This window comes from Sphingomonas turrisvirgatae (assembly GCF_001721295.1).
Taxonomy (GTDB): domain Bacteria; phylum Pseudomonadota; class Alphaproteobacteria; order Sphingomonadales; family Sphingomonadaceae; genus Sphingomonas; species Sphingomonas turrisvirgatae.
The window spans coordinates 25,336-51,087 of sequence record NZ_MDDS01000022.1; the positions used below are offsets into that span (position 1 = coordinate 25,336).

At 65.0% G+C, this 25,752-nt stretch carries 27 protein-coding genes, 1 tRNA gene, 1 pseudogene and 1 riboswitch; of the genes and pseudogenes, 14 read left to right on the forward strand and 15 right to left on the reverse strand.

Annotation, left to right across the window (positions count from 1 at the left end; translation table 11 throughout):
* The first annotated feature begins 86 nt into the window (after positions 1 to 86).
* Entirely contained in the window at positions 87 to 866 is a 780-nt protein-coding gene (locus tag BFL28_RS09420) for a hypothetical protein (protein ID WP_069320307.1), read from the forward strand.
* 206 nt (positions 867 to 1,072) lie between these two features.
* On the opposite strand, the gene BFL28_RS20920 is transcribed toward BFL28_RS09420, so the two are convergent.
* On the reverse strand, positions 1,073 to 1,243 hold the full coding sequence (locus tag BFL28_RS20920) for a hypothetical protein (RefSeq protein ID WP_158011641.1): 171 nt from the start codon (positions 1,241 to 1,243) through the stop codon (positions 1,073 to 1,075).
* A gap of 461 nt (positions 1,244 to 1,704) precedes the next feature.
* The gene (locus tag BFL28_RS09425; RefSeq protein WP_131818625.1) at positions 1,705 to 1,980 is read right to left on the reverse strand and encodes an ArsR/SmtB family transcription factor; all 276 of its coding nucleotides are present in this window, start codon (positions 1,978 to 1,980) and stop codon (positions 1,705 to 1,707) included.
* Between the two features lie 182 nt (positions 1,981 to 2,162).
* Between BFL28_RS09425 and BFL28_RS21245 the strand changes: the two genes are divergently transcribed.
* Positions 2,163 to 2,876, forward strand: a complete 714-nt coding sequence (locus BFL28_RS21245) for a hypothetical protein (RefSeq protein ID WP_069320309.1) — start codon at positions 2,163 to 2,165, stop codon at positions 2,874 to 2,876.
* Positions 2,873 to 3,766: a 3'-5' exonuclease gene (locus BFL28_RS09435; RefSeq protein WP_069320310.1), complete on the forward strand. Its 894-nt coding sequence runs from the start codon at positions 2,873 to 2,875 to the stop codon at positions 3,764 to 3,766. Before BFL28_RS21245 ends, BFL28_RS09435 begins: the two co-directional genes overlap by 4 nt.
* Positions 3,767 to 3,941: 175 nt before the next feature.
* Here BFL28_RS09435 and BFL28_RS09440 read toward each other — a convergent pair whose 3' ends face one another.
* From BFL28_RS09440 to infA, 6 genes are all read right to left on the reverse strand, one after another.
* Entirely contained in the window at positions 3,942 to 4,529 is a 588-nt protein-coding gene (locus BFL28_RS09440; RefSeq protein ID WP_069320311.1) for a hypothetical protein, read from the reverse strand.
* A 297-nt stretch (positions 4,530 to 4,826) separates the two neighbouring features.
* A tRNA-Phe gene (locus BFL28_RS09445) sits at positions 4,827 to 4,902 on the reverse strand.
* Positions 4,903 to 4,958: 56 nt separating this feature from the next.
* Complete coding sequence (locus tag BFL28_RS09450) at positions 4,959 to 5,153, reverse strand: DNA gyrase inhibitor YacG (RefSeq protein ID WP_069320312.1); 195 nt, start codon at positions 5,151 to 5,153, stop codon at positions 4,959 to 4,961.
* Entirely contained in the window at positions 5,150 to 6,088 is a 939-nt protein-coding gene (locus BFL28_RS09455) for a ribonuclease (protein WP_069320313.1), read from the reverse strand. Before BFL28_RS09455 ends, BFL28_RS09450 begins: the two co-directional genes overlap by 4 nt.
* Positions 6,081 to 6,683 carry a Maf family protein gene (locus tag BFL28_RS09460; RefSeq protein ID WP_069320314.1) on the reverse strand — a complete coding sequence of 201 codons (603 nt, stop codon included), beginning with the start codon at positions 6,681 to 6,683 and terminating at the stop codon, positions 6,081 to 6,083. Before BFL28_RS09460 ends, BFL28_RS09455 begins: the two co-directional genes overlap by 8 nt.
* A gap of 10 nt (positions 6,684 to 6,693) precedes the next feature.
* Positions 6,694 to 6,912, reverse strand: coding sequence for a translation initiation factor IF-1 (infA, locus tag BFL28_RS09465; protein ID WP_066578926.1), 219 nt, complete (start codon positions 6,910 to 6,912; stop codon positions 6,694 to 6,696).
* 175 nt (positions 6,913 to 7,087) lie between these two features.
* On the opposite strand from infA, the gene BFL28_RS09470 reads away from it, so the two are divergent.
* From BFL28_RS09470 to BFL28_RS09500, 7 genes are all read left to right on the forward strand, one after another.
* On the forward strand, positions 7,088 to 7,663 hold the full coding sequence (locus tag BFL28_RS09470) for a NifU family protein (RefSeq protein ID WP_069320329.1): 576 nt from the start codon (positions 7,088 to 7,090) through the stop codon (positions 7,661 to 7,663).
* Positions 7,663 to 8,253 (forward strand): malonic semialdehyde reductase, encoded by a 591-nt coding sequence (locus BFL28_RS09475; protein WP_069320315.1) that lies wholly within the window; start codon positions 7,663 to 7,665, stop codon positions 8,251 to 8,253. The genes BFL28_RS09470 and BFL28_RS09475 overlap by 1 nt, the downstream gene beginning before the upstream one ends.
* The gene (tsaB, locus tag BFL28_RS09480; RefSeq protein ID WP_241527282.1) at positions 8,246 to 8,881 is read left to right on the forward strand and encodes a tRNA (adenosine(37)-N6)-threonylcarbamoyltransferase complex dimerization subunit type 1 TsaB; all 636 of its coding nucleotides are present in this window, start codon (positions 8,246 to 8,248) and stop codon (positions 8,879 to 8,881) included. Before BFL28_RS09475 ends, tsaB begins: the two co-directional genes overlap by 8 nt.
* Positions 8,878 to 9,351, forward strand: coding sequence for a ribosomal protein S18-alanine N-acetyltransferase (gene rimI / locus BFL28_RS09485; protein WP_069320316.1), 474 nt, complete (start codon positions 8,878 to 8,880; stop codon positions 9,349 to 9,351). The genes tsaB and rimI overlap by 4 nt, the downstream gene beginning before the upstream one ends.
* A gap of 112 nt (positions 9,352 to 9,463) precedes the next feature.
* Positions 9,464 to 9,880, forward strand: coding sequence for a Ros/MucR family transcriptional regulator (locus BFL28_RS09490; protein ID WP_069320317.1), 417 nt, complete (start codon positions 9,464 to 9,466; stop codon positions 9,878 to 9,880).
* Between the two features lie 131 nt (positions 9,881 to 10,011).
* Positions 10,012 to 10,434, forward strand: a complete 423-nt coding sequence (locus BFL28_RS09495; protein WP_069320318.1) for a Fur family transcriptional regulator — start codon at positions 10,012 to 10,014, stop codon at positions 10,432 to 10,434.
* Positions 10,435 to 10,439: 5 nt separating this feature from the next.
* Positions 10,440 to 11,324, forward strand: a complete 885-nt coding sequence (locus BFL28_RS09500; protein ID WP_173655718.1) for a lysophospholipid acyltransferase family protein — start codon at positions 10,440 to 10,442, stop codon at positions 11,322 to 11,324.
* Here the strand turns inward: BFL28_RS09500 and BFL28_RS09505 are convergent.
* The 5 genes from BFL28_RS09505 to BFL28_RS09525 form a co-directional block, all read right to left on the reverse strand.
* On the reverse strand, positions 11,309 to 12,091 hold the full coding sequence (locus BFL28_RS09505) for an ABC transporter ATP-binding protein (protein ID WP_069320319.1): 783 nt from the start codon (positions 12,089 to 12,091) through the stop codon (positions 11,309 to 11,311). The genes BFL28_RS09500 and BFL28_RS09505 overlap by 16 nt on opposite strands.
* Positions 12,085 to 13,071: a FecCD family ABC transporter permease gene (locus BFL28_RS09510; RefSeq protein ID WP_069320320.1), complete on the reverse strand. Its 987-nt coding sequence runs from the start codon at positions 13,069 to 13,071 to the stop codon at positions 12,085 to 12,087. The genes BFL28_RS09505 and BFL28_RS09510 overlap by 7 nt, the downstream gene beginning before the upstream one ends.
* Positions 13,068 to 13,913, reverse strand: a complete 846-nt coding sequence (locus BFL28_RS09515) for an ABC transporter substrate-binding protein (protein WP_241527283.1) — start codon at positions 13,911 to 13,913, stop codon at positions 13,068 to 13,070. The genes BFL28_RS09510 and BFL28_RS09515 overlap by 4 nt, the downstream gene beginning before the upstream one ends.
* Positions 13,914 to 13,934: 21 nt before the next feature.
* On the reverse strand, positions 13,935 to 15,779 hold the full coding sequence (locus BFL28_RS09520; RefSeq protein ID WP_069320331.1) for a TonB-dependent receptor plug domain-containing protein: 1,845 nt from the start codon (positions 15,777 to 15,779) through the stop codon (positions 13,935 to 13,937).
* Positions 15,780 to 15,955: 176 nt separating this feature from the next.
* Positions 15,956 to 16,175, reverse strand: a riboswitch (cobalamin riboswitch).
* A gap of 68 nt (positions 16,176 to 16,243) precedes the next feature.
* Complete coding sequence (locus BFL28_RS09525; RefSeq protein WP_069320321.1) at positions 16,244 to 16,987, reverse strand: L,D-transpeptidase family protein; 744 nt, start codon at positions 16,985 to 16,987, stop codon at positions 16,244 to 16,246.
* A gap of 226 nt (positions 16,988 to 17,213) precedes the next feature.
* Here BFL28_RS09525 and BFL28_RS09530 point away from each other — a divergent pair, with 226 nt between their 5' ends.
* Genes BFL28_RS09530 through BFL28_RS09540 form a run of 3 tightly spaced genes read left to right on the forward strand, consistent with a single transcriptional unit; the run spans position 17,214 to position 20,572 of the window.
* A complete protein-coding gene (locus BFL28_RS09530; RefSeq protein WP_069320322.1) occupies positions 17,214 to 17,936 on the forward strand; it encodes a murein L,D-transpeptidase catalytic domain family protein in 723 nt (240 codons plus the stop codon).
* Positions 17,937 to 17,993: 57 nt separating this feature from the next.
* Positions 17,994 to 18,524, forward strand: coding sequence for a CinA family protein (locus BFL28_RS09535; protein ID WP_069320323.1), 531 nt, complete (start codon positions 17,994 to 17,996; stop codon positions 18,522 to 18,524).
* A complete protein-coding gene (locus tag BFL28_RS09540; RefSeq protein WP_069320324.1) occupies positions 18,524 to 20,572 on the forward strand; it encodes an NAD(+) synthase in 2,049 nt (682 codons plus the stop codon). Before BFL28_RS09535 ends, BFL28_RS09540 begins: the two co-directional genes overlap by 1 nt.
* Before the next feature lie 4 nt (positions 20,573 to 20,576).
* Here the strand turns inward: BFL28_RS09540 and BFL28_RS09545 are convergent, their stop codons facing one another.
* Complete coding sequence (locus BFL28_RS09545; protein ID WP_241527284.1) at positions 20,577 to 23,954, reverse strand: PAS domain-containing protein; 3,378 nt, start codon at positions 23,952 to 23,954, stop codon at positions 20,577 to 20,579.
* A gap of 102 nt (positions 23,955 to 24,056) precedes the next feature.
* Here BFL28_RS09545 and BFL28_RS09550 point away from each other — a divergent pair, with 102 nt between their 5' ends.
* Positions 24,057 to 25,064 (forward strand): fumarylacetoacetate hydrolase family protein, encoded by a 1,008-nt coding sequence (locus BFL28_RS09550; protein ID WP_069320335.1) that lies wholly within the window; start codon positions 24,057 to 24,059, stop codon positions 25,062 to 25,064.
* A gap of 300 nt (positions 25,065 to 25,364) precedes the next feature.
* Here BFL28_RS09550 and BFL28_RS09555 read toward each other — a convergent pair.
* Positions 25,365 to 25,739, reverse strand: a pseudogene (locus BFL28_RS09555) (OmpA family protein); the annotation flags it as partial.
* Between the last annotated feature and the right edge of the window lie 13 nt (positions 25,740 to 25,752).

Genomic DNA, 25,752 nt, shown 5'->3' on the forward strand with positions numbered 1-25,752 from the left:
GGGTATCCCCTGAGTGTGGCCCATGTGACGAGGCACTTGTTCCCCATGGCACTCCCGTGCATCCCCTCCGCGGGGAGGAAGCAACGATGAGCGGAGCGGAGTCGAGCGACGAGGGATCGGCTACAGATATCCTCAGGCCGAAGCGGCGGTTCAGCTTCGCTGGCTTGGGGCGCGGTAGCGATGGGCAGCGCGGCTTCCTGGCGGAAGTGGGCATCATCGTGCTCGGCGTGCTCGTGGCGCTCTCGGGCGAGCAGGCAGTGCAGGCGCTTCGCTGGAGCCATCTTGTCGGTCAGCAGCGCGAAGTGCTCTCCGACGAGTTGCGAGGGGCGCTCACGGAAGCGTCGGTTCGCCTTCTACAGCGCCCCTGCTTCGACAGAAGACTTCAGGAGCTGCGTGTTGTGCTGGAGCGGAACAGGCTGGGTGCGCCGCTCGACCTGCGCGGCAAGCTCGGCGCTCCAACTTACTCGCGGACATCAACCGGCGCATGGGCCACCGCCCTCAACAGCGAAACACTGGACCACATGCCGCTTGCGGAGCGACAGAAGTGGGGCGCCGCCTTCGAAGGCGGAGGCGAACTAGCGGAGGTTTACAAGGCCGAGAACGAGGTCTGGGTAGAATTGAGCCAGATCGATCATGCCGCCCTGCTCCAATCCGAAGACTGGGCAGCCCTGCGCACCGCCTTCGCAAGGGCGCACGCGCTGAATGATCGCGCGGTATTTTTGTCAGACTGGGCGCTGAAAAACAATTCTAAGGGCTTAAGCCCGTATCCAGTCACCCTTCAGCAGATCGTGTCGCTCAAAGAGGCCACTCGCGCTTTCTGCAAGCCGCTCCTCGCGAAATCGAGCCTCGATACGAGCTCCAAGTAACGACAATTATGATTCAAACTGCTGCCCAAGCTTGCCTTCAGATCGTATTCCCACAGCGCAAGCCGGCTAGCGCTGTGTCGGCAATAGGGGTTCGCGTGCTGCCGGGACAGAATGGCGCAAGATGGGTGGTTAGCTGCTAAGTCCCTCTCCCACGGGGGGCGCAATATGGGTCGTTATTAACTTATGCGTCGCCGGCTGGACGCGGCTTATTGTTCGGCCTTTGGATTTTGGCCATCGGTGCCGCTGCGGCCATAGCGGTCGTTCAACGTGTTGCCAGACTGCTGGTAGGCGGTGAAATTCTCCATATCCTGCACATGCTGATCCATGCGGGCCTCGCGCCCGTTATTTTGATACCACGCATAGACGAATGCAGCCATGACTAGCGTTGCGACGATGGCTAAAACTGGGCGTCGTTCTCTCGACAACGTATCGCTCCCCCTGATTAAGCGCTTCGCCCGAGAGGGCCCCCTGCGTGTGATGATTGAATGGAACACCCGACCGCGACTGGTCAAGCCGCTAGTTGCCTCTCGTCAGTAGCTTATTTCGCCAGACGCTATGCGTGCCTCGAAGCGATTACACGTCGCGAGCGGTATGCATTCGAGCGCCGATAACTTCCTCGCAATGTCCGCAACGGGGTCGAATGCTGAGCGTCTGCTTCCTCGAAGACGGATGCGAAAGCAGACGTTCAGCATCTACGGGGGAATGGATAGCAATCATCTCGCCAGCTCCGCGAATTTCTGTCGCTGATGAGATTCGCAAAAATTGTCCGTTCGATCGGCCTTAACGCTGCGTCACCTCATAACGCGACTGTGCGCGATCCAGATCAGCATCTGGAAAGTTAGAAATGACGGCAATCGTCGTTCAGGAACCGCACGAGTTCGTCGATCGCTTGTCGTCTCGCGCGCGACGTGACGACGCGCCCGGTCTTCACCGATTCGACGAGGCCCGCACGGCTCAAGATCGCCAGGTGTGACGTGAGATTGTTGATGGGGACACCTAGCCGTCGTGCGATCTCGCCCGAGGACAGGCCGGCATCACCCGCCTCCGCCAGGAGCCTGAACATGGCAAGCCTGGTCGGCTGAGCCAAAGCGCTCATGGCTGCGATCGCGTTCATGTCGTCCACCTCCTGAATCTAAGGGTCACGCGGACCAATCACAACCAGAACCGTAACCATTCACTACAATACTACAAGAACTATTGTAGTGTTATAGGAGACATACCATATGGTTAGTTGCCGCGGTGGACGTCGCCACGCTGCGGGAGCTTCGAAAAGGGTTGGGCGACCGGAGAACGAAAATGTTCCAGACTACCACGGCCAATTTGAAGAGCCGCATCAACGTTTCGGTTGCGCCAGCGATCGTTTGCGATCCGCTCGATGAGGACGTCGAGAGCGACGCCACCTACCTGGTTTCCGAGCGCAGCCTCGTCCGGCTCGCCCTTGTCGCCAGCGAGGTCGGCGCGCGTTTCCAGCGGGACGGGGTAGAGCACGATCCCATGGCATGGATGCTTGCGCCTCGCCGGATGTTCGACGGGCGGCCGGCGATTACCGCCTGCCTCGACCTGGAGGATTGCACGCGTGCCATCCTCTTGCACGGGCTGTCGCTGGGGCTCGACGCGGCCCCTGAGGATCTGGATGCTCTGGCGGCGGACGACACTTCAGATGACAACGTTGTCGGCCCGTGGACCATCGCGGACGAAGGCGGCGATCTTTCCCGCCGCCGGCTCTACACCGCTACCTATGTGGAGCGCACGGCTTCGGGGACCAAGCACGGGTTCAGCGCTGTCATGGCGCAAAGCGAGCACGCGGCGTCCCGACAGCTCGCTGCTCGCATTGCCTTCGACGATGTTCACAGCCTGAATCTGATCGAGGGCTTTGATGCCGCGCTCCCGTTGGTGAACGCCCTCGTTTCCCCCGGAATGGCGCAGATGCTCGAGCAGGTCGCTGCAGACCCGGGCAGCCCGCTCGCAGACGGGCTGGTGGTCATTATCGAGCAGCGGCTCGCGGCATGAATGCCGATGCCGTGATCGGGGTGCCCGTGCGAGCTTCGGTGCTTGCACGGGCGCTCGCGCGCCACGACGGCTATCGTGTGCTCGAGCGGATGGCGCCGATGGACCGCAATCGATGCGGCGGAACGAGCGGCTTTGCCTTCTCGGGTTGCGCGATCGACGTTGAGACGACTGGGTTGCATCCTGAACGTCACAAGATCATCGAGCTCGCGATGCAGCGCTTCTGGGCGGACGATCTCGGTCGAATCATCGCGACTGGTAAGCCCCAATCCTGGTTCGAGGATCCTGGCGAGCCGATCGATGAAGGCGTGACGCGGCTGACCGGCATCACCGATGCGGATGTCGCGGGCAAGCGGATCTTCGATCCGGTTGCAACGTCGCTGATTCGGGACGCTGACTTTGTCGTGGCGCACAATGCGGCCTTTGACCGCAAGTTTCTCGAGCAGCGTCTGCCGGACATCGTCGGCAAGCCTTGGGTGTGCACGCTCAACGACGTCGACTGGCGGGGACTTGGGTTTGAGGGCCGCGTGCTCTCGCACCTGCTCTCCCAAATGGGATGGTTCTTCGAAGCACATCGTGCGCAGTCGGACGTCACGGCGCTCCTTCACCTCCTCGATCATCCGCTCGATCAAGGCGGAACGGTGCTACGATCGGCGGTGAGGCGAGCGTCCCAGGCCACGTGGGCGATCGAGGCTGTCGGTGCCCCTTTTTCGGCGAAGGACCTGTTGCGCGGGCGCGGCTATCGCTGGGATCCCGAGGCCAAGCTTTGGTCCCGCGAGGTGACAGACGACGTCCTCGACGCGGAACTCGAGTGGATTGGCCTTGAGATTTACGGTGGCTTGGCAGCACCCCGCGTGCGGGAGGTCACTTGGTCCAGTAGATACGGTGCTTGAAGCGGCCGGGGGCGCTGCCCCGTGGTCCTCACCCTCACCCTCACCCCTCACCCCTCAGCCCTCAAACTCTCGCACGAAATGGCTGTCACTCTTCCACTATCCTCCGGTCCTCCTTGACCCACTGGGCAGCCGGTGAGCGGGGCGCATCGGCTGCCCAGAAGCTATTCTGGCCAACTCAGGCAGCAAGGGCCCGCTTCAAGGGAGCGATGATCTTGCTATCTACATAGAGGCCGAATTCCTCGGCATCTGCCGCATCATGGTGGAACGTTTCGATCTCGCCGTCATCGCCGGGCTGGGTAATGGTGATATCGAAGTAGACCTCTCCGTCCCGATTGGGGTGCGAAGCCAAGACAGGCAGTTCGGTAATAGAAACCAGATCTAGTTGGATGCCTTCGAGACGCGCTCCTGCCAGCTTCGTTTCGATCATCGATTTGAGCTCCGCCTTCCTCTTTTCATGAACGAGGCTGTCGTTGATCAGCTGTCTGGCCGCTGCGTAGATGGTCCGGGCGAACGCGTGTGGGTCCAGGTCCGATCGATCCCCGCTCTCGACGAAGTCCCCATAGACAGGGATACGCAGTCCGCCCCGGGTGCAGACGGTGCAGGTTGCAATGAAGCTCGCCGCTCCGCCGCTAAGTTGTAGCTCGGAGATGGTGAATGCGCATCCGTCCGAGAAATACTCACGCATCCCATCCGTTTCGGCAAGGTTCAGGACCTTTGCCCGGGCAGCTTCAAGTTTCCCGAAAATCTCAAACTCACGATTCATTTTCACATCTCCAGTGATTGCACCTCGCTTCGACCATCATCAATGGATGCACTGATCTTGCCAGGTCGCTAACGAGCGGCTGGATTCCGCTCTTAACTAGAGATTCGCTGCCTCAACGTGCTTCGCGATGCAAACGGCAGCGGAAGTGGATCGACAGACGCGTCGCTTAATTTTCCACCCTAGTAAGGCTCAAAACTTCGCAGCGCTGGGACCGCAGCCCGTTAATGTGTGCAGTGGCATCGTAACCGTGCGTGGCAACGCCCGTTACCGTGCGCGATTAATATTCCGAAAGATTAGTGGTGCCCGGGGACGGAGTCGAACCGCCGACACTGCGATTTTCAGTCGCATGCTCTACCAACTGAGCTACCCGGGCCCAACCGGCATCGCCGGGGACTTATGTCTGCCGGCGAACCGCCGGAAGGCGCGCTCTTAGTCGCGGGTTTCGTCGCTGTCCAGCCCGCTTTGCGCGCTGGCCGCTTCATCGGGGTCGATCGCGGCACCGGGAAGGCGATAGCCTTCACCCAGCCATTGCAGCAGGTCGCGATCCTTGCAGCCGCGGCTGCAGAAAGGTTTGAACGCCGGGTCGGCCGGCTCGCCGCAGATCGGGAAATCGTCGCGCTTCATATCTGTTCCACGAATCGTGTGTGGCCACCGGTGCGGCGGTGGAGTTCGGCAAGCCATTGCGGCTCACGCTCCAGCCGGCGCAGCAGCGGCGCGGGCAGCATATAGGTGGCCGGCGCCGGCGGGGTAAGGCGTTCGAGCCGGCGCAATTCGGCGCGAAGCGCGGCGCCAGCCGGATCGGCAGCGATCAATTCGGGCAACGACATGCGGGTGCGCCGCCGAACGACTTGAAGGAAACCGAAGCCGTTCATCGCGGTGCGCTCGAACGGCTGGGGCAAGGCAGCGTCGATCGCCTCGGCCACGGCATTGCGCTCGCCCTTGTTGGCGAGCGTCGGGAAATCGATACCGACCGAACCGCCAATATCGAGCCGCTCCATCGCCGCCGCGACGGCATGGGCCGCATCGATCGACAGGCTGCCGAGCGGCGGCGGGCCGTCGACGTCGAACAGGAACATCGCCGGCGTCAATGCAAGCCGCAGCGCGCCGCTGGCGAACGCAATGTCACCGGTGCGCGCTTCCTCGATCACTTCCGACCAGCCAGCTTCTTCCAGCCGATCCGGCTCATGCGCGCGGCAGTGGCGGACGGGCAGGCCATCTTCGGCGATGCGCGCCAGCAAGTCGGGTCCGGGGCCAGCCGCCGCATCGAGCGCCGGGACCGCTTTAGCCAGCTTGGCACGGCCCCGTTCGAGGATGGGCTCACGCACGATACGCACGGCAATGCGCGCGCCCTGGGTAATGCCCGGCGGCAGCGGATCGCACAGCGCCTCGTCCCCACTTGGCAGTTGAACCTTGCCCGTCGTCCGGTCGATCAGCCGCGCGGGAGCGATCGTGCCGGCGCGCAGGCCTGGCAGTTCGATCCGTGCCTTGCGTATCGTGCCGCGGACGACCAGCGCGGCGCGGTTTTCACCGATGCCCGCTTCGTAAAGCCACTCAGCCAAGCGAACGCTCGCCGGGCACCCCGCTTCGGAACGCCGGGTGCCCGGCCGCTTCCAGCAAGGCGCGCGTTTCGTACACGGGCAGGCCGACGACGCCCGAATGGCTGCCCGAGATGAAGCGGATATACATTTCGGCGAGGCCCTGAATGGCATAGCCGCCCGCCTTGCCCATCCCCTCGCCGCTGGCGACATAGCGGTCGATCTCGGCAACGGTCAGCCGTTTGAACGCGACGATCGTGTCGCTGAGCCGCTGGCGCGGCTTGCCGTCCAGTCCGATCAGCACCACCGCCGAAAGGCAATGGTGGCGCCGGCCCGACAACAGGGCGAGCATGCGCCTGAGATCCGCCTCGTCCGCCGGCTTGCCCAGGATGCGGCGGCCAACGGCGATGGTGGTGTCGCCGGCCAGCACCAGTTGATCCGACGCACGCTCGACCGCCATCGCCTTGCTCAGCGCGATCCGCTGGACATAGGCGCGCGGCAGCTCGCCGGGCAGCGGATTCTCGTCGATGTCGGGTGCGGCGATCGAATCAGGCACGACGCCGATCCGCGCGAGCAGATCCAGCCGGCGCGGTGACGTGGAAGCGAGCACCAGCCGCACGGGACCAGCCTTATTTGAAGCGATAGGTGATGCGGCCCTTGGTCAGGTCATAGGGCGTCAGTTCGACGAGCACCTCGTCGCCCACCAGCACGCGGATGCGGTTCTTGCGCATCTTGCCGGCGGTGTGGCCGAGAATCTCGTGATCATTCTCGAGCCGGACGCGGAACATCGCGTTGGGGAGAAGCTCCACCACGCGCCCACGCATTTCAAGCAGTTCTTCCTTGGCCAAACAAACCTCTTGCGATGTACCGGGAAAATCGACGCCGCGCCTTACGCGTAGTTGGCGCAAAAGGAAAGCGAGTCGCGCCACTGTCTTCGCAGGCGATTTCAGGATCAGCATCACGCAACGATCGGTTTCCGCCAGTTCGCTTGATGCAGCGCCCCTTTGCGCCCAAATGGGGGCCATGTTGATCGAGACCGAAGCAACGCCGAACCCGGCGACGCTCAAATTCCTGCCCGGCCGGACCGTCATGGATACCGGCACGCGCGATTTCGCCACGCCCGAAGAAGCGGAAGCTTCGCCGCTTGCCGAGGCGCTGTTCGCGCTGGGTGACGTGACCGGGGTCTTCTTTGGACGCGACTTCATCTCGGTAACGGCGGCGCCCGGCGTCGACTGGCCCGGGCTCAAGCCCGACGTGCTCGGCATCCTGCTCGATCATTTCAGCGCCAACATGCCGCTGTTCCGGCAGGGCAGCGCCGCCGGCTTTTCGGTGCCGCCAGCCGATGCCGGGTTCACCGACGACCCCGCCGACGCCGACATCGTCGCGCAGATCAAGGACCTGATCGACACTCGCGTTCGCCCAGCCGTGGCGAATGACGGCGGCGACATCGTCTATCGCGGGTTCGACAAGGGCAAGGTGTACCTGCAGATGCAGGGCGCGTGTTCGGGCTGCCCGTCCTCCACGGCGACGCTCAAGAACGGGATCGAGCAACTGCTGAAATATTACGTGCCCGAAGTCACCGAAGTGCGGGCCGTCTGATGGGCAAGAAGCTGGACGACGCGGCGCTCGACACGATCTTCCGCACCGCGCGCACGTTTAATGGTTATACCGACGCCCCGGTGACGCAGGACGATATCCGCGCCATCTATGACCTGCTGAAAATGGGGCCGACCGCGACGAACCAGCATCCCGCGCGGTTCGTCTGGTGCCTTAGCCAGGATGCCAAGGACCGGCTGGCGGCGCTTGCCTCCGGCAACAATGCGCCCAAGATCCGCGCTGCCCCGGCGACCGTGATCATCGGCATGGACAGCGAGTTTCACGAGCATCTGCCGCAATTGTTGCCGCACACCGATGCGCGGCCCTGGTTCGCGGAGGCTGCCGGGCGCGAAGTATCGGCGTTCCGCAACGCCTCGCTGCAGGGCGCCTATTTCATCATCGCTGCGCGCGCACTCGGCTTCGACACGGGTCCGATGTCGGGGTTCGACAATGCGGCGGTGGACGCTGCGTTTTTCGGCGACACCCCGCATGTGAAGTCCAACTTCATCAGCACGATCGGGATCGGCGATCCCACAACGATCTTCGATCGCCTGCCGCGCCCTGCGTTCGAGCAGTTCAACACCATTGCCTGAGGCGACCATTCCGCGCACGCTTGTCATCGAAACTGCGGCGTCCGCCTGCTCGGTCGCGTTGATCGAGCAAGGCACCGTGCTCGCGCAGCGGCACGAGGTGGTCGGCCGCGGTCATGCCGAACGGCTGATCCCGATGATCACCGAACTGCCCGAAGGCGGGCGCGCCGAGCATATCCTGGTCGATTGTGGCCCCGGTAGCTTCACCGGGATACGCGTGGGCATCGCTGCCGCGCGCGGGCTTGGCCTGGGGTGGGGCGTGCCGGTCGCCGGCTTTTCCGCGCTGCCGCTGGTCGCCGCTGCCGGCTTTGCCGCCGACGCCGATCTGCATCAACTAGCCGTGGTGCTTGAAGGCGGACATGGCGAAGTATTCGTGCAGCATTTCGACCGTGCGGCGGGGGCTGTCGGCGCCTTTGCATCGCTCAAGCCCGATGCCGCGCTGGCTTCGCTGAACGGGCGGCTTGCGATCGGCAACGGGGTGCGCCACCTGGTCGCAATGGAGCCGACCCTGCAGGTGTGCGAGGCGCTGCCGCGCGCGGCAGATGCGGCCCTGCTCGCCCCGGCGGACAGGACCTTGGCAGCGCGTCCGATCTATGGCCGCGCGCCCGATGCCAAGCCGATCGCGCAATGACGGCCGACTATCCGATCGAGATCGTGCATGGCGGCCCCGCCGACCTTGCCACGGTCAACGCGCTGATGCGTGAGGCGTTCGACCCGAGCTTTGGCGAAGCATGGACGCCAAGCCAGTGCCTGGGGATGATCGCACTGCCGGGCGTGTGGTTCAGCATCGCCTGGCTGGACGCAAAGCCTGCGGGGTTCGCGCTGGCCCGGACCGTAGCGGATGAAGCGGAACTGCTGTTGATCGGGATTGCGCCCGCCATGCGCCGCCACGGTGTGGGCACCGCATTGTTGCGGTCGGTTATCGCCGATGCGCAGGAGCGCGGCGCCGTCACGGTGCATCTAGAGGTTCGTGCCAACAACGATGCAGTCCAGCTGTATCGCCGGCAAGGTTTCGAAAAGATCGGCGAACGGCGCGATTATTATCGCGGCAAGGACGGCAGGCTGTTCGACGCCCACACCTTTTTCCGAACAATTGGTTAATTAGGCCGGATCAGCATGGCTGATGCCTTGCATTTAGCGGTGCCGGGGTCGATAGCGCATCGAAGGCGGTGTGTAATCTTGCCGCCCTTGCTTTAATCTTGAAAGGACCGTCATGGACTCGTCGAACGACATGCAGGAAACGCTGGTCACCCTGACCGCCGACATCGTCGCCGCGCATGTGAGCAACAATAGCGTCGCAGTTTCCGATCTGCCGCTGCTGATCTCGAACGTTCATGGCGCCCTGGCCGGCCTGGGCGAGAAGGCCCCGGAGCCCGAGGCGAAGAAGCAGGAACCTGCCGTTTCGGTGCGCGCGTCGATCAAGCCCGACTACATCGTCTGCCTTGAGGACGGCAAGAAGCTCAAGATGCTCAAGCGCCACCTGATGACCCATTATCAGATGACGCCCGAACAATATCGCGCGAAGTGGAACCTGCCGGCCGACTATCCGATGGTTGCGCCCAACTATGCCGAGCAGCGCCGCACCCTGGCCAAGAAGATCGGCCTGGGGACCAAGCGCCGCAAGCGCTGAGGCAGATCCGGGAGTATGATGGGCCGGTCCGGATCATGTCCGGGCCGGCCCGCTGCGTTTCAGGGCTGTGGTTTCAGGGCATCCATCCGGCTCCCCTTCCCCGCCGCGTCCATTGCCGCTACATCGGCGCTATGCCGCACAAGATCGACCTCGAAGCGCTTTGCCATGAAAAGGGCCTGCGGATCACCGAACAGCGCAAGGTGATCGCACGCGTGCTGTCCGATGCAGATGACCATCCCGACGTGGAAAAGGTCTATGCGCGCGCCTCGGCAATCGACCCGGGCATATCGATCGCCACGGTCTATCGAACGGTGCGGTTGTTCGAGGAAGCCGGCATCCTCGACCGGCATGATTTCGGCGATGGCCGCGCACGGTACGAACCGGCACCCGAGGCGCATCACGACCATCTGATCGATGTCGAGACCGGCAAGGTGATCGAGTTCGTCGATCCCGAACTCGAACAACTGCAAAAGCAGATCGCCGAGCGGCTGGGCTTTCGCCTGGTCGACCATCGCATGGAATTGTACGGCGTCGCGCTGGAACGAAAGGCCTAGGCCGTTTGGCCGGAACCGCTTCGCCAAACGGGACGGGATCGTCGAGCGACTTCGATGCTCGGCGCCGTGCCGCCGCGCTGGGTGAGAAGACCGCGCTAACCGGCGAAGAGACGTTCCGCCTGTGGCGGCGAGCGGCATTGTTGCTGGTGGCTGTGCTGAGCCACGTGCCGATGCACTATCTGTGGCGCCTGTTGCGCCTGCCCTCGCCCTGGCCGCGCTGGTTCCTGGGCCGCGTGGCGCGGATTGCGGGTGCAAGGGTTCAAGTCATCGGCACGCCGTTGCGGCGCGATGTCTTCTATGTTTCGAACCATGTGTCATGGATCGACATCCTTGCGCTGGGCGGCGCGAGCGGGACGGCATTCGTCGCCAAGTCCGAGATCGGCGAGGCGCCGGTCGTGGGTTGGCTCGCCGGCCTGAACCGCACCGTCTATGTGAAGCGCGAGAACCGCATGGGCGTTGCCCAGCAGATCAACGAACTGCGCGACGCGCTGGCCGAAAACTGGGCGATCACGGTGTTCCCGGAGGGGACGACAACCAACGGTAAGTCACTGCTCCCGTTCAAGACGCCGATGCTGCGCGTCCTGGAGCCGCCGCCGCCCGGCGTGCTGGTTCAGCCCGTGCTGCTGGACTACGGTGCGGCGGGCGAGGAAATCGGCTGGGTCGGGGACGAGAGCGGCCTCAACAATGCGCGGCGCGTTCTCGCGCGCAAACAAGGTTTCCCGCTGAAGATCAGCTTCCTTGAGCCATTCGACCCGCGCGACTTTCCGGGGCGCAAGGCGATCGCCGCGGAAAGCCGGCGGCGCATCGAGGTCGCGCTGGTCGCAGCGCTGGGCGAGCCGTTGCGGCCCTTCGAATATGGCGTCGCGGCGGTCGATTATCCGGGATCTTGAAGCCGGCCGAGAAGAGCAAGTCGTGGCACATCGCCTCGCCAATCCATCTCCGCCCGGATGCCGTACACCGCGGCAAGCCGTTGCGAACCGAGTACCGCGACAGGCCGATCGTCGGCGACCACGCGGCCATGTTCGATCATGACGATGCGCGAGCAATAGCGCGCCGCCATGGCAAGGTCGTGGAGGACAGCGATAACCGTGCGGCCGGCGGCGGCCTCGGCGGCGAGCAGTTCCATCACTTCGAACTGGTGAAGCGGATCGAGCGCGGCAAGCGGCTCGTCGGCGATCAATATGGGCGCTTCGACCGCCAGCGCACGCGCGAGCATGGCGCGGGCGCGTTCGCCGCCCGACAGTTCGGTCGCGATCCGATCGCGCAGGGTAAGGACGTCGGCCCTCACCATGGCGCGCTCGATCGCCGCGCGGTCGACATCGACAATGCGCGACAGCGGGCCAAGGTGCGGCAATCGGCCGAGCTGAACCAGCCGGTCGACCGTCAGCGGCCAATGCAGCGTCTGCCCCTGCGGCAAATAGGCCGTCGCCCGCGCGCGCTCCCGGCGCGCAATTGTCGAGGCTTCGCAGCCGTCGAGGGCAATGCTGCCGGAATAGGCGATGAGGCCCGTGAGCGCACGCACCAGCGTCGACTTGCCGGCGCCGTTCGGGCCGACCACGCCGATCAGCGCGCCCGGCGCGAAGTCCAGATCGATACCGTCGAGGATGCGGCGGTGGCCCAGCATGACCGAGAGGTTGCGCGTGACGAGCATCACCATAGCCGGCGTTCCCGCAACAGATGGGCCAGGAATATCGGCACGCCCAAGAACGCGGTGACGACGCCGAGCTTCAGCTCGCTGCTCGCCGGGATCAGGCGGACGCCGACATCGGCCAGCGTGAGCAGCGCAGCACCGGCAACGGCGGACGGCAGCAGCACGGCCGACGGACTGCGGTCGGTGAACGGTCGAACGAGGTGCGGGACGATCAGGCCGACAAAGCCGATCGCTCCGGTCACCGCGACCGCGCCGCCAACGCCGATCGCGACGCCCAGCAGCAGGCGCAGCCGCGTTCGGGCGAGATCGACACCGAGCGCCTGCGCGCCGTCCGCACCCAGCGCCAGCGCATCCAGCGCGCGGCCGTCCCACAGCAGCAAGGCGATGCCGATCGCGATGCACGGCAGTGCGACCGCGACATGTGCGAAGCTGCGATCCTCAAGGCTGCCCATCAGCCAGGCCATGATCTCGATCGCTGCGAACGGATTGGGCGCGAGGTTGAGCGCCAGGCTGATCCCCGCCCCCGCCATCGTCGCGACGGCCACCCCGGCAAGGATCAGGGTGAGCGGGCTTTCGGCGCGACCGGCGAGCAGGAACACCAGGCCCAGCGCGACCAGTCCGGTCAGGATCGCGAGCAGCGGCAGCACGGCAGGGTGGATCGCGGCCAGTCCGAAATAGAGCGCGATCACGGCGCCCAGTGCCGCGGCGTTGGACGCGCCTAGCACTGCCGGCTCGGCGAGCGGATTGCGCAAATAGCCCTGCAACGCCGCGCCCGACAGGCCGAGCATGGCGCCGACGGCAAGGCCGAGCAGCGCACGGGGCAGGCGCAGTTCGAACAGGATCGTGCGGGCGATCGGATCGCCACCGCCCAGCAACGCGGCCGCGAGCCGACCGGCATCGAGCGCCGCGCTCCCGGTGAGCAGCGAGGCGGCGCCGGCAATCGACGCCAGGGCAGCGAGGAGCGCCATCAACAACGCGCGGCTCATGTGCGCGGATCCGGCAGCGCCGCGAGTTGCGCGTTGAGGCTGGCGGCGGCATCGACAAAGGCCGGACCGCCGCAGACAGTCCACGCCTGCGGCAGGACGATACGCGGGATGTGGCGCAGCGCGGTATGCTGAAGCATCTGCGCGCCCTGATCGTCGAGCGCCTGGCTGTCCTCCTCGACGATCAACACGTCCGGTCGCGCGGCGATGATCTGCTCCAGGCTGAGTCGTGACAGTGCCGGCTTCCCCAGCTTTGCCGCGATGTTCACCAGGCCAGCCCGCGTCATCAACGCATCGACCAGCGTACCGGTGCCGGTGAGGTATCCGCGCCGCTGATAGTAAGCCGCCACCCGGCCCCGCCCCATCGCCTTCATGCCGGCGAGCGCGGCATCCATCCGCGCGACGAGGCGATGACCGCGGTCGGGATGGCCGAGCGCCGAGGCAAGCTCACCGATCTGGGCGCGGATTTCGGCATAGCTGTTTGCCGGCGGCAGTTCGAGCGCAGGATAGGCGCGGCCGCTCATGCGGCGAAGCGCATCCGTCCGGAAGGCCGGCGCGCCGACGATGAGGTCGGGAGCGAGCGCCAGCACTTCCTCGGCCGAGCCGCGGATGAGGCGATGGCCGCGCGCTTGCGCCGCCACCGCCGACATCCAGCGGTCGCGCGCGTTCATGTTGAGGGCGGCGATCTGATCGCGATCGGCCAGCGGCACCAGTAGCTGGTCGGCGCACAGGTTGAGCGAGACGACACGCTGCGGGCGCGCCGACGGGGTGATCGGCTGTGGCACCGGCGGGGCGGCGCAGCTCGCAAGCAGCAGGATGCCCGCAAGGGCGGCGGCGCGGATCACGCCGCCACCCTCTTGCGTGCGTCAGAAACGGACACGCACACCGCCATGGGCTGTGCGACCATAGACATTATAACCGCCCGCCGTCTGGTAATCGGCATCGAACAGATTATCGACCCGACCATAGACTTCCAGCCGATCGCCGATCGGCAGGGATGCGCGTACGCCAGCCAGGGCATAGCCATCGAGCCGCACGGTGTTGGCGGCATTGTCGAAGCTGTCGCCGACGACCAACACCGTCGCGCCGGTGGCGAGGCCGAATGACCAGTCGTAATCGACCGAGACGCTGACGGCATGTTCCGCGCGGCGTGCAAGGCGCTTGCCCTCGAAGGCGGGGCGGCCGGAGCGATCGCGCGCGTCGATATAGCTGTATGCTGCGCTGAAGCTGAGCGGCTCGACCGGGCGCAGTGCCAGCGACGCTTCCATGCCTCTGGCGCGGGTGCGGTCGATATTGTCGTAGGTGAAGGTCGCGTTGTCGAAGTTGATCTGGCTCTTGGTATCCCGCTGGAACGCGGTGAGCGCGATGACCGCCGCGCCGTCGCCGAAGCTTTGGTCGACGCCGATGTCGTAGCTTTGCGAGCGTTCGGGCCGCAGGTTCCGGTTGCCGCTGAACGTGTCGTAGAGTTCGTACAGCGCCGGCGCGCGGAAGCCTTCGCCATAGCTGGCGCGCAGGTTCGTCACGCCGCCGTTTGGCGACCAGTTGGCGTTGGCGCCAAAAGTCGTCGCGCCACCGAACTGACTGTGATCGACATGGCGCACGCCGCCGGTGACGGAAAGCCCGGTGACCGGCTCGATGATCGCCAGCGCGTACACGCTGTCGAGATCGGCATCGGCGCCGCTGCGCGAGCCGAAGCCGAAAAAGGTATATTCGGGCTTTTCATGCTCATAGCCCAGCAGCAGCTTCGCCTCGTCGAGCGGCTGGACGACCCCTTGATACTCGAAGCGCAGCGTTCGGCCGCGATAGCCGAAGCTGGGCGCGCCATCACGCGTGTCGAAATCGGTACGGTCGGTGCGCAGATACGTCACGGCCGCGCGATTGCTGAATACACCGTCGAACAGGGCAAGGTTGAGACCGGCATAGCCGACATATTGGTCGAGCTTGCTCACTTCGCCAAGCGCCGCGGAGAAGCCGTCATATGCGACATCGGAATTGATGTAGTAGCCGCGCAGATCCAGGCTGACGGCATCGCTGAAGGCCAGGCCGAGGCGCACATTGCCGGCGAAATTCTCGTACCCGTCCCGCTCGGTGTTGCTGGATTTGGCCGAGATGCCGTCGGTGCGGAACCAGGACGCGCCGATGCCGCCCGCAGCGATGCCGGTCCTGCCCGACACGTCGCCCTTGAGAGCGATGGTTTCGAACGAGCCATATTCGCCCGACGCGTTGGCGCCGAAGCCAGCGTCGGGCGCGGCGGTCATGACATTGACGACGCCGCCGATCGCCTGGCTGCCGTGCACGACCGAGTTGGAGCCGCGCAGCACCTCGATCCGGCGGATATTGCCAGTGAGCAGCGGACCGAAATTATACGCTTCGCCGATGCCGGCCGGATCGTTGATCTTCACCCCGTCGAGCAGCACCAGCGTCTGTGAGGTTTCCGCGCCGCGGATCGACACGCCGGTGGGGCCGCCGACCGGCCCGTTGCGGTTGAAGCGAATGCCGGGCGTGGTGGCGAGCAGGTCGACGACGTCGACTGCCTGCCGCGTGTCGATCGTCTGCGCGTCGATGACGGTGATTGCCTGACCCACCTGGTCCTGCGGCTGAGCGATGCCGTTGGCCGTGACGACGATGTCGTCGCGGTCGTCAGGCGCAGTGATCTGGGCGAGTGCGGGTGCCGCAGCAGCGAGCGCAAATAGTGAAACAACGGTCTTCATCGGGTGATCCCCCGGCGCCTTGAGCAACATCGGGCCGGATCTGCCGAGCATGTGCTCAGCCGGGCTGCCGGTCGGGATGGGCGCATGGCACCCGTCGCGGCGTCCCGATGCGGTCCGGCCGCATGGGTCGTCGCTCAGACGGATCACCGTGCCATGGTCAGTCCCTGGACCGCAGCAAGAGCGACATCACGCCGGCCGGTCTCCTGGCTTGCGGGTCATCGCCCGATGCGCGCCTTCCCAGGGCGGACCCCAGTGGCTGCCCCTCTTGTGCCAAGAGGAACCTGCGCATCGTGCTCGCCGCTTACAGTTGCAGGGACAGCCTCGGCATTGGACGGTCATCCGTCCGCACCGTGTTCCCGTGGAGCCCTCTCGGGCACCGGCGCGAGTCAGTTCGCGGGTGCAGCATGCCACCCCCGCGCGGCGCCTTTCGCCGCACCCGGGCGGAAGGTCAAGCGGGTTTGCGTTCAGCGCAGCCGTAGCGGGGCGTACGGGACTACCGCGTCGGATACGACATTGCGCATGTCGGCCACGGGAATGACGACATCGTTGCTCGCGGTCACGACATCGAACGCGCCGGTCTGGAACGCCGCGGGATCGGCACGCAGGAAGGGGGCGGCGAGCATGGGCGCAGCGGCCACCTGCTGCGGCTCGAGGCGGGGCGCGCCGCGACGGACTCGGGGATCGTCGATCTCGTAATCGACGACGCTGACGATGCCGCCAAGCTGCGTCACCTCGAACAGCCGGCGGGCGAATTCGCGCGGGAACCGGATACAGCCATGCGAAGCGGGATAGCCGGGCAGCACGCCGGCATGGAGCGCGATCCCGGTCCAGGTCAGCCGCTGCATGAACGGCATCGGTGCGTTGCTGTAGAGGTTGGAGCGGTGAAACTCCCGCTTTTGCAAGATCGTGAACTCGCCGACCGGCGTCCTCTTGCCCGGCTTCCCCGTCGAGACCGTCGAAGCGGCGATCAGCACGCCGCCGCGATAGACATAGGCAATCTGACCGGGAAGGCTGATGAGGATCGAGACATCGGTGGCATTGCCGGTGCGCTGATAGGCTGCATCCTCGAGCCAGGTCCATTGGCCGGTGCGCAGCAACAGTTCCTGCGCCGCCGTGGCGGCTATGGGCTGTGAAGCGGCGGGCGCCGCCGCCAGCAGCGCGACGCCGACCCCCCCCACCCACAATGCCCCCGCCAGTGCCAGGCCCATCGCAACCTCCCTAGCCGCGTGCACGGTTAACGCGGCGGTTACGATTGGGTGCCATGCCGGAACGAGTCCCGCCAAACGAAAAATCCGCGACGACTTCGCCAGCAGTATCGGCGGACGGACCGCAAAGTGCGGCGAACGGCGCCGAAATCGGGAACATGTTCAAGCGAATCGAACCAGTTGCAACTATATTGGGCACGAGCGAAGTTTGTGGGGGCGCAGAGGACGCATGAACGAATTGATCGACACCCATTCGGCCGGGGCGGCATCGTCGCGCCGCGCATTCCTGAAGTCTGCCGCCGCGGTGGCGGGCACCGGCCTGCTCTATGGCTGCGCATCGACCAGCGTGAAAACGGCGGCGTTGCCGGCCGCTGCCCCGGTACCCGTGCCGCCGCCGGTCGCGGTCGCAGTCGAGCAGGCAACGCCGGCGCGAGTCGCACCACGTGGCGTGCGCCCGGAACTGTTCCAGCGCGCGCTCGCCGCGCTCGAGCAGCATGGCAGCCGGATCCGCCAGCAGGACCGGATCGCGATCGCCGATTTTTCGATGGCTTCGTCGCGGCTGCGCTTTCACCTGATCGACCTGCATAGCGGGCTGACGCGCTCGCTGCTGGTGGCGCACGGCATCGGTTCCGATCCGTCGCATACCGGCACGCTGCAGCGCTTTTCGAACGAGGTCGGGTCGGAAGCGACGTGCGAAGGCGCCTTCCTTGCCGCGAACTATTATGTCGGACAGCACCACATGTCGCAGCGGCTGATCGGGCTGGATGCGACCAACAACAATGCACTGGACCGCGCGATCGTCATTCATGCCGCCTGGTATTCGAATCCCGATATGATCGCCAAACATGGCAAGCTGGGTCGCAGCCAAGGGTGTTTCGCGGTCGGCCAGCAGGATCTGGAAAAAGTCTTCTCGCTGCTCGGCGAAGGGCGGATGATCTACGCGTCGATCTGATCGCATGTAATTGACATGGGTTGGTGCGTCGGCACCGCGTGCCGCTAGGCTGTCGCGATGACCGAGACCCTATCGCCCGTTCTGCCGACCGAGATCGAGGACGCTGCCGCCGCCGTGCTGACGCGCGCTTCCGATGCCGGGCTGATGCTCGCGACCGCCGAGAGCTGCACCGGAGGTTTGCTGGCCTCCCTGCTCACCGATGTTCAGGGGGTCAGTTCGATCTTCGAGCGCGGCTTCGTCGTCTATTCCGAAGACGCCAAGTGCGAGCTGCTGCACGTGGCGCGCGACAAGGTGGACCGGTGCGGGGCAGTCAGCCGTGAGGTGGCGCTGGCCATGGCCGACGGCGCGCTCGCGGCCAGCCATGCCGACATCGCGCTGTCGATCACCGGCTTTGCCGGACCGGGCGGCCCGGACGACGAACCGGGCCTGGTTCATTTCGCCTGTGCAAGGAAAGGGCGTGACACGGCGCACCGCGAAGCGCATTTCGGCGATATCGGCCGTGGGCCGACGCGGATCGCATGCCTGCGCGTCGCGTTGGAGATGATCGGGCAAGCGCTCGATCAGGACGTAGGGTTAGGCGGGACTTGATGGCGGAACACCGGTTCTATTCGATCCATTCGCATGGGCTGGTCCGCATCGGTTGCTGTACGCCGCACGCTTCGGCCGGGGACATTACCGCAAATACCCAGTCCCACATCGAACTGGCGCAACAGGGCGATGCGGCGGGCGCCGACCTGCTGCTGTTTCCGGAGCTTTCGCTCACCAGCTATGCCATTGACGACCTGCACCTGCAGGACGCGGTGCAGCGCGCCACGCGCGAGGGGCTGGCGGCACTGATCGCGGCGAGCGCGACGCTCAAGCCGGTCCTGATCGTCGGCGCAGCGATCGAGCGGAACGGGCGGCTTTACAACACCGCCGTCGTGATCGCGCGCGGGCGCGTCCTCGGCGTGGTGCCCAAAAGCTATTTCCCCAACTATCGTGAATATTACGAGAAGCGCTGGTTCGCGAGCGGCGTTGGCCTAAGCGGTACGATCGACATCGCCGGTCAGGAGGCGCCGTTCGGCGTCGACCTGATCTTTGCCGCCCACGACCTTCCCGACTTCACCTTCCATGTCGAGATTTGCGAGGATTTCTGGGGTCCGCTGCCGCCTTCGACGCTCGGCGCGATGGCCGGGGCGCTGATCCTGTGCAACCTGTCGGCGTCGAACATCACGGTCGGCAAGGCGCGCGAACGAGCTGCGCTGTGTGCGGCACAGTCCATTCGCTGCGCTGCCGCCTATGCCTTTTCCGCCGCTGGCCCGGGCGAGAGCACGACCGACATGGCGTGGGACGGGCAAAGCCTGATCTATGAACTGGGTGACCTGCTCGCCGCATCGGAGCGGTTCGGGCTGGAACCCGAGATCGCCTATGCCGATGCCGATGTCGGAAAGCTGCGGCAGGAACGTACGCGCTTCGGCACGTTCAACGACAGCGCCGTCGCAAGCAGCCATCCGGAGAATCGCTTTCGGCGCGTGACATTCGCGCACGAGCCAGGCTTTGGGGATATCGGTCTGCGCCGCCCGGTGCGCCGTTATCCCTTTGTGCCGAACGATCCGGCCAGGCTGGACGAGGATTGTTTCGAGGCGTTCAACATCCAGGTGGAAGGTTTGCGCAAGCGGATCGAATCCACTGGCGCCAAGCGGCTGGTCATCGGCGTATCGGGCGGGATCGATTCCACGCATGCCCTGATCGTGGCGGCAAAGGCGGCGGACCGGATCGGCATGGCGCGCGCCGATATCCTGGGCTTTACGATGCCAGGATTCGCGACGAGCGAGGGCACCAAGTTGAATGCCTGGGCGCTGATGAACGCGCTCGGCATCACGGGCGAAGAGATCGATATCCGTCCCGCCGCGCGGCAGATGCTGAGCGATATGGACCATCCGTTCGCGGGCGGCGAACCCGTCTATGACGTGACGTTCGAGAATGTGCAGGCCGGGTTGCGCACCGATTATCTGTTCCGCCTTGCCAACCAGCGCGGCGGGTTCGTGATCGGCACCGGCGATCTTTCGGAACTGGCGCTGGGCTGGTGCACCTATGGCGTCGGCGATCACATGTCGCACTATGCCGTCAACGCGGGTGTGCCCAAGACGCTGATCCAGTATCTGATCCGCTGGTGCGAGCGTACCGACCAGTTCGATGCCGAGACCGACCGCGTGCTGGAAGCGATCCTCGCACAGGAAATCTCGCCCGAACTGGTGCCTGCCGATGCCGATGGCGCGATGCAAAGTACCGAGGCCAAGATCGGGCCCTACGCGCTCAACGACTTCTTCGCGCATGAGGTGGTGCGGCACGGCACCGCGCCGTCGAAGATCGCCTTCCTCGCGCTGCATGCCTGGCGGGATCGCGGGGCCGGCTTGTGGCCGATCGGCATTCCGGAAGTGGCGCGGCCCGAATATGACTTGGCGACGATCCGACATTGGCTGGAGAAATTCCTGGTGCGCTTTTTCCAGACCAGCCAGTTCAAGCGCAGCGCGATTCCGAACGGGCCGAAGGTATCGTCGGCCGGTGCGCTGAGCCCGCGTGGCGACTGGCGCGCGCCATCCGATGGGACGGCGCGGCCATGGCTTGACGAATTGAAGGCGAACCTGCCGGGCTGATTGCTCAGGCGTCGAGCGCAGCGCGCACCGTGTTGGCGAGCGTGGCAATGCCGAACGGCTTGGTCAGCACGCGGCCGCCATCGGAGAGGCGCTGGGCGATCGCCGCTTCGTCGGGCGTATAGCCACTGGTGAAGAGCACCTTGAGCGACGGGCGCTGCAGCCTTGCACGGCGGGCAAGTTCGTCGCCGGTCAGTTCCGGCATGACGACATCGGTAAACAGCAGCGTGACCGGCTGACCGGTGTCGAGCAGGCGCAGCGCCTCCCGCCCATCGGGCGCGTGCAGGACGGTGTAGCCAAGCTCACGCAGCGCCTCGACCGAATAGTTGCGCACCCGTTCTTCATCCTCGACCACGAGGATGACCTCGTCGGCGGAGCCCGTGGCGAGCACGCCTTCATCGCTTACAGGCGCAGTGTCGGCGAGCGGGCCGCCATGGCGCGGCAGTAGCAAGTGCACCCGCGTACCTTCGCCCAGCCGCGAATCGATCGAGACATGGCCACCCGACTGCCGCGCGAAGCCGAAGACCTGGCTCAGCCCAAGCCCAGTCCCCTTGCCAACGCCCTTGGTGGTGAAGAAGGGGTCGAAGGCGCGGGCCACGGTATCGGGTGACATGCCACCGCCCGTATCGATCACCGTCAGCTCGACATAATCGCCGGGCGCCACGCCCATCGCCTCGGCCGCGGCGCGGTGCAGGCTGCGGTTGGCCGTAGCGATGGTCAGCATGCCGCCATTGGGCATGGCGTCGCGCGCGTTGACGCACAGATTGAGGATGACGTTTTCAAGCTGGTTGGGATCGGCCATCGCCGCATCGACTTCGCCGGCCAGCCGGGTCTCGATCATGATGTCCTCGCCGAGTGTGCGCATCAGCAACTCGACCATGTCGCGCACCTGGCGGTTTACATCGAGCGGCACGGGCGCAAGCGGCTGTTGCCGCGCGAAACCGAGCAGCCGCTGCGTCAGCGCCGCGGCGCGGCTGGCACCGTCCTTGGCCGCGACGATATAGCGATCGATCTCATGATTGCCCTGCGCAAGGCGCCGCTCCATCATGTCGAGCGCGCCGATAACCACCGCCAGCATGTTGTTAAAATCATGCGCGATGCCGCCGGTCAACTGACCCACGGCCTCCATCTTCTGCGCCTGCCGCAATCTTGCTTCGGCAGCCATCAGCTGGCTGGTGCGTTCGGCAACCGCATTCTCCAGTTCGACCCTGGAGCGCGCCAGTACTTCGCGCGCATCGACGATGTCCTGAATGTCGGTGCAAGTGCCGAACCAGCGCGTGATCTGGCCATCGTCCGCGCGAACCGGCTGTGCCCGGCCAAGCACCCAGCGATAGGTGCCGCTATGGTGCCGAAGCCGGTATTCGATGTGATAGGGCTCGCCCGTTTCCAGGCAGTGCCGCCAGACCTGCCATGCGCGGTCCTGATCGTCCGGATGGAACATGTCGTTCCACCCCTGCCCGTCGGTCGATCCATGAGGCACGCCGGTGAACTCATACCAGCGGTCGTTATAGTAATCGTGGAAGCCATCGGCTTGAGCCGACCAGACCATCGGGTCGATCGAGTTCGCGATCGCCCGGAACTTGGCTTCGCTCTCGCGCAGTGCGGTGACCGCAGCGGCGCGCTCGACCGCGTCCCACGCAGTTTCGGCAACCGCCTCGATGAGGTTCACCTCCTCCTCGGTCCAGTCTCGAGGTTGGGCGCTGTTGACGTAGAGCGTCGCAACCCACACGCCGCCACGGCTGAGCGGCACGCCAACGCCGGCAGGAGACAAGCGTGCGATCCCAGCCGTCGCGAAATCCGGATCGTTGAGGGAATCGGCAAACGCGACCGTCTTGCCTGTGCGATAGCTGGTCAGCGCCGGCCCCAGCATGGCGGCGGGCATCGTACCGGTGAAGGGGGGCAAGCGATCGGTCGTGACGCTGGGTCCGAACTGAACGTCGCCATCCGGCCGCACGCGATAGAAGCCCGCGCGATCGAGTTTCATGCGCCGTGCGAGCGCCGCTGCGCTCAACTCCATGATCGCATCGGGTGAATCGAGGCCCCGCATCCGGTCCGCCAGGCCATAGACGAACGCCTGAGCCTCGATCGCCGCCTGCAGATCGTGCGCCGCTTGCTGCGCCGCGATTTCGGCCGAGCGCCGCTCCGTCACATCGAAGCTGACCCCCGGAAACCGCTTGGGCGCGCCGTTCTCGTCATAGCTGCAACGACCCTGAGCCGTCACCCAGCGCACGTCGCCGTTCGCCAGAACCAGGCGATACTCGGTCTCGAACCGCTGACGACTGGCAATCGCCGTCTGGATCGCGGCTTGCACCCGCTCGGCATCGTCCGGATGAATTCGCGAGAAGAACAGGGCAAGGGGTCCGCCCCGCTCCGCGACGGCTGGATCAACGCCATAGAGGCGGGCGAAGCGTGCGTCGGCGCGCACTCGGTCCGCCGCGATATCCCAGTCCCAAGTGCCGACGCCATGCGACGCCTCCAGCGCCAGTTGCAGGCGTTCCTCGCTCTGGCGCAGCTTCGCCTCGGCCATCGCGCGTTCAGTGACGTCGTTTGCCTCGACGAAGATGTCGGTCGTGACGCCGTTGGCATCCTTGAGCGGCTGATAGACGAAATCGAGCAGACGGGTTTCGCGCACGCCTTTTCGCGTGAGGACGACGGGAGTGCCGCTCGCCCGGAATGTCTCGCCTGTCGTGAATACCTCGTCGAGCAATTGAACGAACCCCTGCTCGACCACTTCGGGCAGTGCCTCGGCAATACTTCGGCCGAGCAGCGCCCGCTCGCCGGTCAGCTCGATGTAGGCGCGATTTGCCAGTTCGATCCGGTGAGAAGGGCCGTGGAGCAGCGCGATCGCTCCGGGCGCTTGCTCCACGATGTCGCGCAGCCGACCAACTTCAGCAAGGCGCGCGCGTTCTGCCAGAACCGAGCGAGTTGTCTCGTTGCCTTGGTTGAGCACACCGACGACGTCGCCATGCTCGTCGCGGATCGGCGTGAAGCTGTAGTTCCAGTAAGTTTCGTGAACGCGGCCGTCACGAACCATGTCGAGCCGCTGATCATAGGTAGCAAAGCCTTCGCCGCTCGCGATCACCTGCGCAAATTGCGGCCCCACCACGTCCCAGATCTCAGGGAACACATCCTGGCCGGGTTGGCCGAGTGACCAGGGATGGCGCTCTGCGGGAATGGGCGCCCATGCATCGTTGTAAAAGAGCCGAAGCTCTTCGCCCCAGTAGATCGCCATGGGAAAGCTCGACGAGATCGCCAGTCCGAGCGCGAACCGAAGCGCCTGCGGCCAGCCTTCAATCGGCCCGACCGGATGCGCCCCCCAATCGTGATCCCGAATTCGGCGCGCCATCTGGCCATCATGATCGAGAAAGCGCAGATGGTTTTCCATCGAATTAGCGTGGGGTAGCCACAGGCTCCCGTCAATGCAGCGACGCCCCTCGACAGGCGAAATCCGCCCCGTAAGGTGCGCAAACTGGAGCAGGAGAAGCACGTGAAACTCGCAAGTCTCAAAGCTGGCCGCGATGGCCGGCTGGTCGTCGTATCCGCGGACCTGGCCTGGTGCGCGGACGCGGGACACATCGCGCCGACGCTTCAAGCAGCGTTGGACGACTGGCAACGGGTCGAAGGTGATCTGCGCAACCTTGCCACTGATCTCGAGCATGAGGTGATCCCCCGCGATCGCTTTCACGAGCGCGACGCAGCCTCCCCGCTCCCGCGAGCCTATCAGTGGGCTGACGGATCAGCCTATGTGAACCATGTCGCGCTGGTACGCCAGGCGCGCGGCGCCGAGATGCCGGAGAGCTTCTGGCACGATCCATTGATGTACCAGGGCGGATCGGACGGGTTCCTTGGACCTCGCGATCCCATTCCGCTCGCAGATGAAAGCTGGGGCTGCGATTTCGAGGCCGAGGTCGTCGTGATCACAGGCGACGTCCCGCTCGGAGCTACGCGCGAGCAGGCTCTGGCGGCAATCCGCCTCGTAGGGCTGACCAATGACGTTTCACTGCGCAACCTGATACCGGGCGAACTGGCCAAGGGATTTGGATTCTTCCAGGCCAAGCCGGCAAGTGCGTTCTCGCCCGTCTTCGTCACGCCAGACGCGCTGGGCGATTGGTGGCAGGACGGAAAGCTTCACCGCAAGCTGCTGGTCGACCTAAACGGCGAACCCTTCGGACGCGCCGAAGCGGGTGAAGACATGACGTTCGATTTCGGCACACTGATCGCACATGCCGCGAAAACGCGGTCGCTGAGCGCAGGAACCATCATCGGATCGGGCACGGTCTCCAATCGTGGGGGTGACGGCGGACCTGGTCAGCCCATCGCATCGGGCGGGGTGGGCTATAGCTGCATCGCGGAAGTGCGAACGGTCGAGACGATCCGGAATGGCGCGCCGACGACGCCGTTCATGAAGGCGGGCGACACGGTGCGAATTTGGGCTGAAGATGATCGACATCATCCGATTTTCGGCGTGATCGAACAGACTGTCGCCGCAAGCTGATCGTCGCACGGTCCGGCGGGGGCGAGGGAACTGGTTCCCGGCAGCCGCCGTCGGGTCGCGCTTGGTTAGCTGGGTTGGGCAGAATGATGCGTGCTGCTGCTGGACTGCTCAACGCACGCAACCTGTCGATGCTTGATCGGCTCACGCAAATAAGCTGACGCCCGTGATCGGACATGGGCAGCCTGCGTTGGCCGGCGTTAGCAGTCCCCGCCCCGGAAACCTATTTAGAAGTACATACGAAAAGGGGAGACTGGTTGCCCAGCCTCCCCGATTTTCGATCCGCAAAGCGGAACGCGTGGCTTACTGACCCGAACCCGGACCGTAAGTGATTTCCACGCGACGGTTCTGCAGTTCGCGGACGCCATCGGCCGTCTCGACGCGCGGGCGGCTTTCGCCGAACGCTTCCGAGCTGATCACGCCGTCCGGGATACCCCGACCGGAGAGATACGAACGAACCGAGTCTGCACGGCGCTGCGACAGACCGACGTTGTAGGTTGCCGAGCCCGAACGGTCAGCGTGACCGGCCAGCATGACCTGTGCGTTACCGCAGTTCTGGTAGGCCGAGATCGCGTTGTCGAGGATGCCGGCTGCCTCAGGCGTGATGTCCGACTTGTCCCACTCGAAGAACACGATGTACGGGCCAGGCGTGCAGACGACCGGCGGCGGCGGCGGCGGAAGCTCCTACGCC